Origin of the sequence: Streptomyces sp. NRRL S-455 (assembly GCF_000717875.1) — a bacterium.
Classification (GTDB): Bacteria; Actinomycetota; Actinomycetes; order Streptomycetales; family Streptomycetaceae; genus Streptomyces.
This window is the reverse complement of sequence record NZ_JOCT01000004.1, coordinates 666,517-679,601: the sequence shown is the minus strand read 5'-3', so window position 1 is coordinate 679,601 and position 13,085 is coordinate 666,517. Positions and strand designations below refer to the sequence as shown.

Annotated in this window: 12 protein-coding genes and 1 riboswitch; of the genes, 6 read left to right on the top strand and 6 right to left on the bottom strand. The window is 72.0% G+C overall.

Annotated features, from left to right (window positions below; translation table 11 throughout):
• Positions 1–4 precede the first annotated feature (4 nt).
• Positions 5–1,090 carry a GNAT family N-acetyltransferase gene (locus IE97_RS0108815; protein WP_037836145.1) on the bottom strand — a complete coding sequence of 362 codons (1,086 nt, stop codon included), beginning with the start codon at positions 1,088–1,090 and terminating at the stop codon, positions 5–7.
• Between the two features lie 182 nt (positions 1,091–1,272).
• On the opposite strand from IE97_RS0108815, the gene IE97_RS0108810 reads away from it, so the two are divergent.
• Positions 1,273–2,121, top strand: coding sequence for a Cof-type HAD-IIB family hydrolase (locus IE97_RS0108810; RefSeq protein ID WP_030234206.1), 849 nt, complete (start codon positions 1,273–1,275; stop codon positions 2,119–2,121).
• On the opposite strand, the gene IE97_RS0108805 is transcribed toward IE97_RS0108810, so the two are convergent.
• A complete protein-coding gene (locus IE97_RS0108805; RefSeq protein ID WP_030234201.1) occupies positions 2,085–2,837 on the bottom strand; it encodes a transglycosylase SLT domain-containing protein in 753 nt (250 codons plus the stop codon). The two genes, IE97_RS0108810 and IE97_RS0108805, sit on opposite strands and share 37 nt — an antisense overlap.
• Before the next feature lie 2 nt (positions 2,838–2,839).
• Positions 2,840–3,021, bottom strand: a riboswitch (cyclic di-AMP (ydaO/yuaA leader).
• A gap of 501 nt (positions 3,022–3,522) precedes the next feature.
• On the opposite strand from IE97_RS0108805, the gene IE97_RS0108800 reads away from it, so the two are divergent.
• The 4 genes from IE97_RS0108800 (at position 3,523) to IE97_RS0108785 (ending at position 7,902) form a co-directional block, all read left to right on the top strand.
• Positions 3,523–4,533, top strand: a complete 1,011-nt coding sequence (locus tag IE97_RS0108800) for a polyprenyl synthetase family protein (RefSeq protein WP_030234199.1) — start codon at positions 3,523–3,525, stop codon at positions 4,531–4,533.
• Positions 4,534–4,767: 234 nt separating this feature from the next.
• Positions 4,768–6,018: a LolA family protein gene (locus IE97_RS0108795; RefSeq protein ID WP_030234185.1), complete on the top strand. Its 1,251-nt coding sequence runs from the start codon at positions 4,768–4,770 to the stop codon at positions 6,016–6,018.
• Between the two features lie 41 nt (positions 6,019–6,059).
• Positions 6,060–7,040: an ABC transporter ATP-binding protein gene (locus IE97_RS0108790; RefSeq protein ID WP_030234180.1), complete on the top strand. Its 981-nt coding sequence runs from the start codon at positions 6,060–6,062 to the stop codon at positions 7,038–7,040.
• Entirely contained in the window at positions 7,027–7,902 is an 876-nt protein-coding gene (locus tag IE97_RS0108785) for an ABC transporter permease (RefSeq protein ID WP_030234176.1), read from the top strand. Before IE97_RS0108790 ends, IE97_RS0108785 begins: the two co-directional genes overlap by 14 nt.
• A gap of 13 nt (positions 7,903–7,915) precedes the next feature.
• On the opposite strand, the gene IE97_RS0108780 is transcribed toward IE97_RS0108785, so the two are convergent.
• The 3 genes from IE97_RS0108780 to IE97_RS0108770 all read right to left on the bottom strand — a co-directional run bounded on the left by IE97_RS0108780 (position 7,916) and on the right by IE97_RS0108770 (position 10,327).
• Entirely contained in the window at positions 7,916–8,497 is a 582-nt protein-coding gene (locus tag IE97_RS0108780) for a flavodoxin family protein (RefSeq protein WP_030234171.1), read from the bottom strand.
• An 82-nt stretch (positions 8,498–8,579) separates the two neighbouring features.
• Positions 8,580–9,824, bottom strand: coding sequence for an amidase (locus IE97_RS0108775; RefSeq protein WP_030234166.1), 1,245 nt, complete (start codon positions 9,822–9,824; stop codon positions 8,580–8,582).
• Positions 9,821–10,327, bottom strand: coding sequence for a DUF6668 family protein (locus IE97_RS0108770; RefSeq protein ID WP_030234162.1), 507 nt, complete (start codon positions 10,325–10,327; stop codon positions 9,821–9,823). The genes IE97_RS0108775 and IE97_RS0108770 overlap by 4 nt, the downstream gene beginning before the upstream one ends.
• A gap of 158 nt (positions 10,328–10,485) precedes the next feature.
• On the opposite strand from IE97_RS0108770, the gene IE97_RS0108765 reads away from it, so the two are divergent.
• Positions 10,486–11,997 (top strand): hypothetical protein, encoded by a 1,512-nt coding sequence (locus IE97_RS0108765; protein WP_030234157.1) that lies wholly within the window; start codon positions 10,486–10,488, stop codon positions 11,995–11,997.
• Between the two features lie 3 nt (positions 11,998–12,000).
• Here IE97_RS0108765 and IE97_RS0108760 read toward each other — a convergent pair whose 3' ends face one another.
• Positions 12,001–12,948 (bottom strand): M28 family metallopeptidase, encoded by a 948-nt coding sequence (locus IE97_RS0108760; protein ID WP_030234153.1) that lies wholly within the window; start codon positions 12,946–12,948, stop codon positions 12,001–12,003.
• Between the last annotated feature and the right edge of the window lie 137 nt (positions 12,949–13,085).

Sequence of the window (13,085 nt, the reverse complement as noted above, 5' to 3'; positions counted from 1 at the left end):
TGTGTCAGCCACGGCGCAGCCGAGCCGCGCCCTTCAGCGTCCGCGCGGCCAGCGACGCGAGCCGCGGCCTGCCCCGCACGAAGCTGTGCGCGCGGCGGGCCGGCTCGCGGCTCAGCCAGTGCAGCGCCGCGCCCGCCCCCGGACGCGTCACCGCACCCTCGTACACGGGCAGTTCGCCCGTCTTCAGCGCGTCCTTGTACTCGGCCGCGCCCCGCCCCAGGTCGAGCATGCCGATGCCCTCGGCGGCCGCCGCCTCGGCCATGCGCAGGTGCAGCACCAGACCCGGCGAGTACTTCGAGAACTCCGGGTCGTAGGCCGGGAACCAGCAGGCCAGGACCGATGCCGAACGCAGCCCGAAGTGGGCGGCGACCGGACGCTCCCCGGCGTACAGCACGGACAGCGTGCCGCTGCACTCCGGCGCCCGGGTCCGCGACAGGTGCCCGACGAGCCGGCTGATCCACTCCTGCGCGAACCGGTCCCGGCGGCCCGTCCTGCGGTACTGCGCCGACTTCCACTCCATGAGCGTGCGCAGGGCGGCCGGTTCGCGTTCGTCGAACACGAACCGCAGCTCGCCGACCTGCCTGCCCAGCCTGCGCTCCTTGGCCAGGGTGGTCTTCAGGAACTTCGGTGACCGGCCGCGCAGCACCGACTCGTACGTCTCGTAGCCCTTCTCCACGTCGATGACGAAGGTGGCGTGCTTCTCCGCCGCGTACCGGACGAAGAGCCGTTGCCCGTCCTCCAGGTTGTCGAAGGCGAAGCTGGACGCCGCGCAGGCCCTCAGCAGTTCGTCCGTGGTCAGGTCAAGGCCCGGCCGCAGGATCGCGCCCTGCGCGTCCGAGACGCCGAGTCCGATCGCCCGGCCCTGCCCCCACCGGCCGCGCTCGTAGGGCAGGAAACCGGCCGGTTCCAGCCCCTCGTACACCACCGCGACACGTGCCTGCGGCCTCACCAGGCCCACGGCATCGGTGAACTCCGGTTCCATGAAAGGGTTGCGCGGTGCCACCGAGGCCGCGCGCAGCGCGCGCCAGCGCTCCCTTTCAACCTCGCCGAGCTCCCCGGCCCCGGCCACACGAATGCGCCCACTGCTCAACCTGACCCCCCGATCAAGTCCCCCCTGGACACTTGGAAGGTACCGCCCGAGACGGCCCCTCGGGTAGGTAGCGGACCATGTTGTTGCCAACCGGTGCAGAGGCCGTGCGGCGGCCCTCAACCGGGCAATCGGCGCCCGCCGGGAGGTGAAACGAACCGGCGTGGTGTCCGTATTCTCTGATCATGGCCGCACCCCTCGCATATGCACTCATCGCCACCGACCTGGACGGGACGCTGCTGCGCGGCGACGACACCCTCTCCGACCGGTCCCTCGCCGCGCTCGGGCGGGTGGCTGACGCCGGTGCCCAGCACCTCGTGGTGACGGGCCGGCCGGCGCCGAGGGTGCGGCCGCTCCTGGACGACCTCGGAACCACGGGGCTCGCGGTGTGCGGGCAGGGCGCACAGGTGTACGACGCCGGCGCGGACCGGCTGCTGTGGTCCATCACCCTGGACCGGGAACTGGCGGAGACCGCCCTCGGCAAGATCGAGGCCGAGGTGGGTGAGGTGTACGCGGCGGTCGACCAGGACGGGGTGGACGGGCTCACGCTCATCGAGCCGGGCTATCTCATGCCGCACCCGACCCTGCCCGCGGTACGGGTCGACCGGCGTGACGACCTGTGGGGCGAGCCGATCAGCAAGGTGCTGCTGCGCCACCCCAGCCTGACGGACGACGAGCTGGCGGCGACGGCCCGCTCGGTGGTCGGCTCACTGGCGACCGTGACGATGTCGGGGCCGGGCACGGTCGAGCTCCAGCCGTGCGGCGTCACCAAGGCGACGGGCCTGGCGCTGGCCGCCGAGCACCTGGGGCTCCGGCCGGCGGACACCATCGCCTTCGGCGACATGCCCAACGACATCCCGATGTTCGACTGGGCCGCCCACGGTGTCGCCATGGCCAACGCCCATCCCGAACTCAAGGCGGTGGCCGACGAGATCACGCTGTCGAACGAGGACGACGGCATCGCCGTCGTCCTCGAGCGACTGCTGGGCCAGTCGGCTCAGTACGGGCCGTTGACGTTGTCGATCGAGCCGTAACGGTCGGCCGCGTAGTTGCAGGCCGCCGTGATGTTGGCGACCGGGTCGAACGGGTCGTAGGGGGTGCCGGGCACGTGGTAGGCGGCGAACGTCGGGTCGATCACCTGGAGCAGGCCCTTGGACGGGGTGCCCTTGGCGGCGTTCGAGTCCCAGTTGTTGATCGCCTGGGGGTTGCCGGACGACTCACGCATGATGTTGCGGTAGATGCCGTCGTACGACCCCGGAATGCCCTTCTGCGCCATGATGTCCAGCGCCTCGCGGATCCACCCGTCGAGGTTGTTCGCATAGGTCTTCGCGGAGGCCTGGGTGGCCTGGGCGACGCCGGCGGGCTTCGCGGCCGGCTTCGCGGGCGCGGACGACTTGGTCGCCTTCTTCTGCGCGGTGGCGGCCTCGGTGGTCTTCACCTTCAGCTTCAGACCCGGGTGGATCAGCTTCGGGTCGTCGCCGACGGCGGCGCGGTTGTCCTTGTAGAGCTGCTTCCAGCCGCCCGAGACGTCGTACTTCTCCGCGATGCCGTAGAGCGTGTCGCCCTTGGCCACCGTGTACGTGACGGACTTGGCGGGCGGGTTCGCCTGCGGTACGGCCTCCGCGGCGGCGCTCGCGTGGGTGGCCCCGAGGAGCGGAAGGGTGAGGGCCGCTCCGCCGGTGCCGACGGCTACGGCACTCCGGATCAGCGGGTTGGTTCTGGGGCGACGGTGCTTGCCTCGTCCGGGCATGGTGATGTCCTCTCCGGCGCCTGCGAGGTGAGCTGTCGGGTTCGGGCCGGGAGGTGCCCGGCCGCGTACGGCGGCGCTGTGCTGCCGTACGCGGCTTCACCCCGAGCCGTTCCGCTGTGCGGACCGGCGACGTACCTGGGTCCCCCGCTCCTGCCCTGCGTGGATGAGTCGGTGTGTGGGGAGTCCGGGCGGTGGCAGGATTCGGCGTCCGCCGGACAGGCCGGGAACGTATGCGAGAGCACATGCCGGGAACAAGCACCGGAGTCACATATCGCGCCGGTTGACCTTGGTCTGGGCGTTATGGACCGCTTGATCCTTCGCGGGAGCCAAGGCTCAACTGTCTTTCGGCGGAAGGGGGTACGGGCCGGTGCCGCGAGGGGGCGCCAAAGGGGTTAACGTGACTGAACTCACTGATCAAGAGCCTGTGGGGCAATATGCACCAAGGGGAATTTGCTTATCAAATATGGCAAATCGTGTATATCTAGCTACCTCCCGGTTAGTCGATATATGTCTGTTCTTATGGGCTGATCGAAAACATGGAGGTCGTGATCGGATACCACCCGGCCTGTAATCATGGGCGCTGGCGGTGATCGAAACGTGACCGGATACGCTGACTCGAGTGATGGCAGCGACCTATCGACAAACCGCGTAATCACCGGCAGACACAGCAGACAGGAGACCCCTCGTGACCGACGTCGGGCCGTTCGGGCTGAGCGTGCGGGACCAGGCTCTGGAAGCCGATGTCCAGGCCGGGTTGGCGGCTGTCGAGGAAGGCTTGTTCGAGGCCACCAAGAGCGAGGTGCCCTTCATCACGGAGGCCGCCCAGCACCTGGTGCGGGCCGGCGGCAAGCGGTTCCGCCCGCTGCTCGTGATGCTGTCCGCCCAGTTCGGTGACCGGCACGCACCCGGGATCGTGCCGTCGGCCGTGGTCGTGGAGCTCACCCACCTCGCCACGCTCTACCACGACGACGTGATGGACGAGGCCTCCGTGCGCCGCGGGGTGGCCAGCGCCAACACCCGCTGGGGCAACTCCGTCGCGGTCCTCACCGGCGACTTCCTCTTCGCCCGCGCCTCGCACATCCTGGCCGACCTCGGCCCGGAGGCGGTCCGGGTGCAGGCCGAGGCGTTCGAGCGGCTGGTCACCGGGCAGATCCTGGAGACCGCCGGACCGCAGGACGGCCGGGACCCCGTCGAGCACTACCTGGACGTGCTGGGCGGCAAGACGGGCTCGCTGGTGGCGGTGTCGTGCCGGTTCGGCGCGATGATGTCCGGCGCCGACGAGTCGGTCGTGGACGTCCTGACCCAGTACGGCGAGCGGCTCGGCGTCGCCTTCCAGCTCGCGGACGACGTCCTGGACATCGCCTCCGACTCCCACGAGTCCGGCAAGACCCCCGGAACCGACCTGCGCGAGGGCATCGCCACCCTGCCGGTGCTGCGGCTGCGCGAGCGGGCGGCCCGGCTCGGGCTCGCGGACGACGTCGCCCTGTGCGAGCTGCTGGACTCCGACCTCACCGACGACGCCCGGCACGCCGAGGCCCTGCGCCTGCTGCGAGCCCACCCGGCGCTGGAACACGCCCGCCGGGACACCGTCCGCTACGCCCAGGACGCCCGCTCGGCCCTGGCACCCCTGCCGGAGTGCGCCGCCAAGGCGGCCCTCGTGGAACTGTCCGACGCCGTGGTGCACCGGGCCGGCTGACCGCTTGCCTCCTCCCGCGACCCCTACGGGTCGGGGGAGGAGCCGTCCTCCCATGTCATACCGCAGCAGTACGCGGAGTTGAGCCCGAGGTCTGACGTATCTCCGTGGCCGATTTGGTCAGATAGAGACCACGGAAAAACACCACTCCTCACCTGTTCGGGTGAGAATGGCGGCTCAGGGACGAGTGCGTGGACGACACGGACAGCCGCCGCCGACCACGGAGGTAGGGCACACATGGCACCGTACGCATCCGACGACAACACGACCGCCGGGGAGGCCGACGAGCAGGGCTCCGGGCGGCGCAAAGCCGCGCGGTACGTCGTCCCGGTCACGGTGATGGGGGTGGCGGCCGCGACGATCGGCCTGGTCCCCGCGCTCGCCGACTCCGGTGACCCCGACCTCCCGAAGATCACCGCGCAGCAGCTCATCGAGAAGATCGGGAAGTCGGACGTCCAGCAGCTGTCCGGCACCGTGAAGATCAGCACGGATCTCGGACTGCCGGACCTCGGCGGGCTGGAGAGCAGCCTGATGTCCGGTGCCGCGAGCCCGGACGAGGACGGTTCCTCCGCCGACCCGACGGCCAAGCTCACCCAACTCGCCTCCGGCACGCACACCCTGCGCGTCGCGGCCGACGGCCCGGACAGGCAGAAGCTGTCGCTGCTGGAGAACGCCGCCGAGTACAGCATCGTCCACAACGGCAAGGACGTCTGGGGCTACGACAGCAAGTCGAACGAGGTCTACCACGGCACCGCCCCGGAGAGCCCGGAGCACGAGAAGCGGCAGCCGCCGGCCACGCCGAAGGACTTCGCCGAGGAGGCCCTGAAGGCCGTCGACGACACGACCTCCGTGACCGTGGACGGCACCGCCCAGGTCGCCGGCCGGGACGCCTACAAGCTGCTCATCAAGCCGAAGCAGTCCGGCTCGACGGTCGGTGCGGTCACCGTCGCCGTGGACGCGAAGACCGGCATGCCGCTGAAGTTCACGCTCACCCCGGCCGCCGGCGGCGCCGCCGTCGTCGACGCGGGCTTCACGCAGGTCAGCTTCGCCAAGCCGGCCGCGTCGACCTTCGACTTCACCCCGCCGAAGGGGGCGAAGGTCACCGAGGAGAAGGACGTCCCCGCCGACGTCCCCGCCGACGTCCCCGGCAAGGCGGACCGGGCGCCGGAGCGGGCTCCCAAGTCGGGGAAGGACCTCGGCAAGGACCACGACGGCCACGAGGGCCCCGACGGCATGAAGACCATCGGCGAGGGCTGGAGCACCATAGCCACCTTCGACACCGGCGGCGAGGGCATGCCCTCGGGCGAGGCCGGCGGCGACCTCGGCGGTTTCGTGAACTCCCTCGGCGACAAGGTCACCGGCAAGTTCGGCTCGGGCACGGTCTTCTCGACCCGCCTGGTCAACGCCCTGATGACGGACGACGGCAAGGTCTACGTCGGCATGGTCACCAAGGACGCGCTGGTGAAGGCGGCCAACGCCGCGAACTAGGTCCCGTATCCGTACGAGACCTCGGAAGAACGAGGAAGCCGATGGGTGAACCGTCCGCCGCGGAGCCGGAGCAGCGGGGCGAGCAAACCGGGGAGCCGGTCATCGCCACCCGTGGGCTCACCAAGCGCTACCGCGGCGGACAGCTCGCCGTCGACGGTCTGGACCTGACCGTCCCGGCCGGCAGCGTCTTCGGCTTCCTCGGACCCAACGGTTCCGGCAAGACCACCACCATCCGCATGTTGATGGGCCTCATCGAGCCCACCTCCGGCACGGCGCGGGTGCTCGGGCAGCCCATGCCCCGGGCCACCCGCGCCGTGTTGCCGCACGTCGGCGCCCTCATCGAGGGTCCGGCCCTCTACGGCTTCCTCTCCGGCCGCGACAACCTGATCCGCTACGACTCCGCCGACCCGGCCGCCGACCCGCGCACCCGGCGGACCCGGGTCGCCGCCGCCTTGGACCGGGTGGGCCTGACGGCCGCCGCCGGCAAGAAGGCCAAGGCGTACTCACTGGGCATGAAACAGCGCCTGGGCCTCGCTGCCGCGCTGCTCCACCCACGCAGGCTGCTGGTCCTCGACGAGCCGACCAACGGCCTCGACCCGCAGGGCATGCGCGAGATCCGCACCCTGATCCGCGAACTGGCCTCGGACGGCACGACCGTGTTCCTCTCCTCCCACCTGCTCGACGAGATCGAGCAGGTCTGCACGCACGCGGCCGTGATGGCGCAGGGCCGCCTCATCACCCAGGGCGCGGTCGCCGAGCTGGCCGCCGGAGCACGCGGCCGGCTGGTGGTGACCACGCCGGATCCGGCGGAGGCGGCCCGGGTGCTCAAGGAGCAGGGCGTCGCCGATGTCGTCGTCACCGACGACGGGGTGACCGGTGAACCACCGGACCGCGACCTCGCCGACGTGAACGCCGCGCTGGTCACGGCGGGAGTCCGGGTCCGCGGCCTCACGGTCGAACGGGCCTCGCTGGAGGACGCGTTCGTGGCGCTCACGGGGGAGGGCTTCGATGTCGCGGGCTGAAGTCGTGCGGAGCGCACGCCCGTCGAATCCGCTGTGGACCTTCGGGCTGCTGCGCAACGAGCTCGTCACCACCTTCCGCCGCTGGCGCACCCTCGCACTGCTGGCCGTGCTGGCGGGCGTGCCGGTCCTGGTCGGTATCGCCGTCAAGATGGAGACGGGCGACGGCTCGTCACCCGGCGGTGGCGGCGGAGGACCGGCCTTCGTCTCGCAGATCACCAACAACGGCCTGTTCCTCGTCTTCACCGCCCTGGCCGCCACCCTCCCGTTCTTCCTGCCCATGGCGGTCGGCGTCGTCGCGGGCGACGCCATCGCCGGGGAGGCGAACGCCGGCACCCTCCGCTACCTGCTGGTCGCCCCGGCCGGCCGCAGCCGTCTGCTGCTCACCAAGTACGCGACGGTCGTGCTGTTCTGCCTGGCCGCCACCCTGGTCGTCGCCGTCTCGGCGCTGACGGTGGGCGCGTTGCTGTTCCCCCTGGGCGATCTGACGACCATCTCCGGCACCCGGATCGGCTTCGCCGAGGGCCTGGGCAGAGCCCTGCTGATCGCCCTGGTCGTCGCCGCGTCACTGATCGGCGTCGCGGCCCTCGGCCTGTTCGTCTCGACCCTCACCAGCAGCGGCATCGCGGCCATGGCGACCACGGTCGGCCTGCTGATCACGGTCCAGATCCTCGACCAGATCCCGCAACTGCACGCCCTCCAGCCGTACTTCTTCTCGCACTACTGGCTGTCCTTCGCCGACCTGATGCGCGAGCCGGTGTACTGGGACGACCTGACGAAGAACCTCGGCCTGCAGGCCCTGTACGCGGCGGTGTTCGGCTCGGCGGCGTGGGCGCGCTTCACGGCGAGGGACATCACCGCCTAGAAAATCCTCGGGCTCACTCCTCGTACAGGAAGCGGGCGAGCGGAGCCTCCTGCTCGAAGAACGTCTTCGCACGGGCCAGCGCCTCGGTGTCGTTCAGCACGTCACCGGGCTTGCTGCCGTTGCCGAGCAGCACGCCGCCGAAGCGCATCCCCATATACGCGGCCGAGTTGTTGAGGGTCCCGACCAGCGGGTCGGCCACCACCTGCTCCGTGTGCGCGAGCGCGGTGACGCCCCACAGGGTGCGCCCGGCCAGGGTCGCCTTGAAGTCGAGGCCGGGGGTGCGCAGCCAGCCGGACCAGTGGTCCAGGTAGCGCTTGGTGTGCGCGGAGACCGAGTACCAGTACAGCGGCGAGGCGATCACGATGTCCGTGGCCGCGAGGGTGGCGTCGAGCAGGAGTGCCAGGTTGCCCTCGGTGGGCCGGACGTGGTCGCTGTCGTGCCGCAGGTCCTCGAAATCGGGAATCGGGTGCTCGGCGAGGTCGATCCACTGCTGTTCGACGTCCGGCGGCAGTTGCTCGGCGGCCCGGCGGGCGAGGAGTTCGGTGTTGCCGTCGGAGCGGGCGCTGCCCAGGACGAAGAGGAAACGGCGGGCCATGGGATCCCCCAGAAGATAGGCGCACATCAATTACACGCGCTTGCATCATATGCGTACGCATGCATCTTCGCCAGGGGTCCGTTCAGTTCTCGACGTGCGCCTCCGCCTCCCGGGCCACGGCCAGCAACAACGCCTCCCGCCCGGGTGGCGCCACCAACTGCAGCCCGGCCGGGCAGCCATCACCGCCGAAGCCCGCGGGGAGGCTCAGCGCCGGATGCCCGCTGAGGTTGAACGCCCAGGTGAGTGAGGTGGAGTAGCGGTCGCCGGGCCCCTCGTGGCCGTGCGGCGCGGTGGGTGCCGTCGGCGTCAGCAGCAGCTCGGCACCGGCGAACAGCCCGGCCAGTCGCCGGTCGTTCTCCTCCCGGACGCGGTGGGCGCCGGCCGGATCGGCACCGGGTGTGCGCAGGGCGAGCCAGGCGGGCCCGGCGTCGATGAGCCGCAACGGCACCTCCGGCCGTACGAGGCGCACGACACCCGCCGCCTCGAGCCGTTCCACCGCCGCCCGGGCGAGAGCCACGGGCTCCGGGTCGGGCTCGGCGAAACCGAGGTCGGGGGACCACAGGGCGGTGACGGGAAGGGGCGTGCGGGGCGCCACCGCCTCCCGCGACACCACCTGCCACCAGCTCGTCGCGTCCGACGCCGAGCGGGCGAGCACGCCGGGGACGGCAAGGCCCGTACGGTCGGCGGAGGGCAGTCGTCCGCGCGTCGTCTTCAGACCGACCACCCCGCACCACGCCGCCGGGATCCGCACCGACCCGGCGCCGTCGCTGCCCGTCGCCAGCGGCACCAGCCCGGCCGCCACCGCCACCGCGGCCCCGGCCGACGAGCCGCCCGGCGTACGGTCGGCCCGCCACGGGTTGACCGTCCGGCCATGGGCACCGAGCCCCCAGGTCTGCCAGGGCGTTCCAGGCCCGGGCACGGAAGTCGCTCCCACGGCGACACAGCCGGCCGCGAGCAGCGGCCCCGCCGCGCGTAGCCCGTGCCGCCCCTTCACGGCGACGGGAACGCCGGCCAGCGGCAGCGACCCGCTTCCCACGGGACGCGCGGCCTCCCTCGTACGAGTGATATCCCGGGGCACCACCCCGCGCCCGCCGAAGCTCTCGGCGCCACGCTCGTGAGGGACGGCCCCGGAACGCCGATCCAGTCGCGCGTCCACCTCACCCGCCCGCCGCAACGCCTCCTCGCGCCACACCTCGACGAACGCGCACAGCTCCCGGTCGGCCCGCTCGATCCGCTCCAGCGCCGCCGCGACGACGTCGACCGCGCGCAGCTCCCGGGCCCGTACTCCCGCCGCGATCTCCCCGGCCGACGGAGCCGCGGCCGTCAGCGCGACGCTCCCGTCAGGCGGGCCAAGTCCGCGGTCTCGCGCGGCGGACGGCCCAGCTCACCGAGCCGCCAGGACGGCACCCACGGCACCCGGTACACGTCGACCACCGACTCCAGGGACTTGACCCGCTGGGCGAGCGGACGCGGCAGGCGGCCCGGAGCGTCCGCCACGAGGACGACGCCACCGAGGTCGAGCCCCGGCGGAGCCTGACCACGCCGGAAGATCTCCACCGCGCCGGCCACCGCGTCCAGTCCGGCCGCGTGCGTCCGCGCGACCAGCAGCACCGACGGGGGACCGCCCGCCCCGGGCCAGGCGCGACCGCTGTCATGGCCGCCGTACACCGCGGCGAGGGTGGAAACGCCCGCGCCGCCGTGCGTGCCGACCCAGGAGAAGCGCCGTGCAGCGGCGTGGGCAGGGGCGGGTGACGGCGGTGGCCCCGGCTCCGGGCCGGTCACCGGTCCGCGGAGCCAGATCTCCGGTCCGTGTCGCATGCCTGTGCGCATGCACCTCTCCTCCCTCGTGTTCCCGATCTTCATGCAGTACGGAACGATGGCACGGGGCATACGGCCCTTGGGACGAGCCTGTGACACCGCGGTGACGTGAGAAACGGAAGCGAGCGGACACACTCGACCGTAGGTGTACGACGCCGAGTGAGGGGACGATGTCTCGACTCAGCCGCGAGAAGAAGCGGGAACAGAAGCAGGCCGCCCACGCGGCGACCCCGGCGGCGCCGATCGACGTCCAGGTAGGGGGCGCGTCCGACGGGGCGTCGGTCGGCGGTGTCCCGGTCTTCGCGGCTCCCGGCGAGGAGATCCAGCAGGCCGTCCTGAACCGCCTTCACCACATCGCCCTCGCCACCGGCCACCCCGTCCTCGCCACGGTCCACGACGAGCGCATCGGCTACGTCGTCCCGCTCCAGGTCGACCCGGACGGCTCCAGCCGCTTCACGGCCGAGCCGGTCCGTACGGCACCGCCGGAGGACGCTGTCGCCGCCGCACGTCCGCCCGCGGCGGATCCGGTGCCGGAGCCGCCCGCTCCGGCGCCGGGGCCCATGCCGCCCGCCTCGGAGCAACAGCACCCGCAGAGCGACAGGGCCACGCACATCCTGCGTCCCGTAACGGAGTCGGGCCGTGGGGCGTCGTCTACCTTCCCGCTGCGTGCGGTGTCCGAGTCCGAGCCGGAGCCGGTCGACGGGCCCGTACCGACGTCCGAGCCGCGAGCCGTACAGGAGCCGTCGGAACCCGCACCCGAAGCCACGCCCCCGACCCGGGGCGCACCCTGGGCCCCGGTCGCGCCCACCGGCGCGGACATGCCGCCGGGCGCGGGTTCGCCTCCCGGTACGGGTGCATCGGCGGGGACAGGTGCGTCGGCGGGTACGACCGCGTCCCCGGACCCGGCCACACCATCCGGCCCGGCCACATCCCCAGGCCCGTCCTCGTCATCCGGCCGGCCCACGCCACCCGGCCCGCCCACGCCACCCGGCACCGTCGCGCCGCCGACCGGCCAGTTCGGCCCGCCTCCGCCCATGGACGCGCAGCCGCTGCCCGTCCCCGAAACCCGCCCGGCGCCGAAGGGCCGCCCGGCTCCCGAGCCGCTGTCCGAAGCGGAGCTGCTCACCGCCGACCCCGACCCCAAGCCGGCTCCGGTCCGCGGCTTCGACGCCGTCGCGGAGGCCGTGCTGGGCGACGAACCGTTCGGCGCCCCGGGCGACTCCACCGCACCGCCTCTCCTCGCGGAGCCGGTCGCCCGGATCGGCGAGGCCGTCAAGGAGGGCAGGATCGACGCGGCCGCCGGACTGGCCGACCAGACCCTCGCCCAGGCGTCGGGGACGCTGGGGCCGGAGCACCCGGAGGTGCTCCGGGTCGGTGAACTGACCGCCTACGTCGCCTACCTGGCCGCCGATCCGGTCCGTGCCTTCCGCCTGTCGCTCGACCTGGCCGGTGCCCACCACCGCGCGGGCGACGCGGAGGCCGCCTACGGCAACGTGCAGAGCGCGGCCACCGCCTGGCGTGCGGTCCGTGACCCGGCGCTGGGACTGGAGCTGGGCCACGAGCTGATCGGCCTGTGGACGGACCTCGCCGCCGGGGACGGCCCCGCCGCCGAGGAGATCGAGCGGCTGGAGGCGGCCCGCGCTCGCATGGGCCGCCTCACCGAACGCGCCCGCACCCGGTAGGTCCTAGTCCGACAGCTCCCACACCGCGTACGCGAGGGCGTCGCTGTTGCGGTCGAGGGCCGTGTCGTTGATGTTGGCGGTGGTGTCGCAGGAGGAGTGGTAGCAGCGGTCGAAGGCCTGCCCCGCCGTACCGCCCCACTTGGCCACCTGGGCCGCCGTCTTGGCGCGGCTGGCCCCCGTGAACAGGCCGCCCACCGGCACACCCGCGCTCTTGAAGGGCGCGTGGTCGGACCGGCCGTCGCCCTCGGTCTCGATCTCCGTCGGGACGCCGATGCCGCTGAAGTACTCCTTGAAGGTCTTCTCGATCGCCGGGTCGTCGTCATAGACGAAGTAGCCGGCGTTCGGGGAGCCGATCATGTCGAAGTTCAGGTAGGCGCTGATCCGCGAACGGTCGCCGGTGGCCAGCCGGTTGACGTAGTAGCGGGAGCCGACCAGACCGAGTTCCTCCGCGCCCCACCAGGCGAACCGCAGGTGCTTGGTGGGCTTGTACTGCGCCCGGGACACCGCGAGGGCCGCCTCGAGGACGGCGGCCGAGCCGGACGCGTTGTCGTTGATGCCGGGCCCGGAGGAGACGCTGTCGAGGTGCGAGCCGGCCATCACGACCTGGTTCGCGTCGCCGCCGGGCCAGTCGGCGATCAGGTTGTAGCCGGTGCGGCCGGAGGCGGTGAACTGCTGGACGGTGGTGGTGTATCCGGCCGCGTCCAGCTTGGCCTTCACGTAGTCGAGGGAGGCCTTGTATCCGGCCCGGCCGTGCGCGCGGTTGCCGCCGTTGGCGGTGGCTATGGACTGGAGTTGGGAGAGGTGGGCCTTGACGCCCGCCAGGGGTATGTCGGGCGCGGCGGCGGCTCTCCGGGGAGTCGACGCGGCGTCGGCCACGGCACCGCCGGCCAGCAGCATGGTGGTCGCCATGCCGGCTGCCGCCAGGGCTCGCGCGGAAACGGGGAGCTTCATGTGGGGGCTCCGGATTCCTTCGGGTGGCCCGTGGGGGTGGCCACGGGCAGCCCACAGTGAATGGGGTGCCTGGATGGTGAAGCTGCTACTGACTCTCCGTCAAGCCTCTTAATCGGCCAGGGCGTTGTGAGGGGCCG

Excerpts from the sequence above, each read along its gene's own strand:
- IE97_RS0108810 (WP_030234206.1), top strand. The coding sequence starts at position 1,273 with ATGGCCGCACCCCTCGCATATGCACTCATCGCCACCGACCTGGACGGG.
- IE97_RS0108805 (WP_030234201.1), bottom strand. The coding sequence starts at position 2,837 with ATGCCCGGACGAGGCAAGCACCGTCGCCCCAGAACCAACCCGCTGATC.
- IE97_RS0108795 (WP_030234185.1), top strand. The coding sequence starts at position 4,768 with ATGGCACCGTACGCATCCGACGACAACACGACCGCCGGGGAGGCCGAC.
- IE97_RS0108790 (WP_030234180.1), top strand. The coding sequence starts at position 6,060 with ATGGGTGAACCGTCCGCCGCGGAGCCGGAGCAGCGGGGCGAGCAAACC.
- IE97_RS0108785 (WP_030234176.1), top strand. The coding sequence starts at position 7,027 with ATGTCGCGGGCTGAAGTCGTGCGGAGCGCACGCCCGTCGAATCCGCTG.
- IE97_RS0108780 (WP_030234171.1), bottom strand. The coding sequence starts at position 8,497 with ATGGCCCGCCGTTTCCTCTTCGTCCTGGGCAGCGCCCGCTCCGACGGC.
- IE97_RS0108770 (WP_030234162.1), bottom strand. The coding sequence starts at position 10,327 with ATGCGCACAGGCATGCGACACGGACCGGAGATCTGGCTCCGCGGACCG.
- IE97_RS0108765 (WP_030234157.1), top strand. The coding sequence starts at position 10,486 with ATGTCTCGACTCAGCCGCGAGAAGAAGCGGGAACAGAAGCAGGCCGCC.
- IE97_RS0108760 (WP_030234153.1), bottom strand. The coding sequence starts at position 12,948 with ATGAAGCTCCCCGTTTCCGCGCGAGCCCTGGCGGCAGCCGGCATGGCG.